1 protein-coding gene is annotated in these 246 nt (G+C 61.8%); it reads left to right on the forward strand.

The features are described 5' to 3' along the window. The coding region (locus FNJ47_RS47665) for a transposase (protein WP_163163694.1) at positions 1–246 on the forward strand (246 nt) is incomplete at both ends.

The following is a 246-nucleotide window of genomic DNA, read 5'->3' on the forward strand; positions in this document are numbered from 1 at the left end:
CCGGGCGCGACAACCGAATGTTCGTTGAAGGAGTGCTGTGGATCGTGCGTACGGGGTCTCCCTGGCGCGATCTCCCGGAGGTCTTCGGCGATTGGAACAGCGTGTTCCGGCGCTTCAGCCGATGGAGTCGCAAGGGTGTCTGGTGCCGCATCTTCGAGGCGATGTCCGATGATCCGGACTTCGAATATCTGATCGTGGATTCCACCATCGTCCGGGCGCATCAGCACGCCGCCGGGGCGAAAAAAG

Origin of the sequence: Bradyrhizobium uaiense, from assembly GCF_010811875.1 — a bacterium.
GTDB classification, from domain to species: Bacteria; Pseudomonadota; Alphaproteobacteria; order Rhizobiales; family Xanthobacteraceae; genus Bradyrhizobium; species Bradyrhizobium uaiense.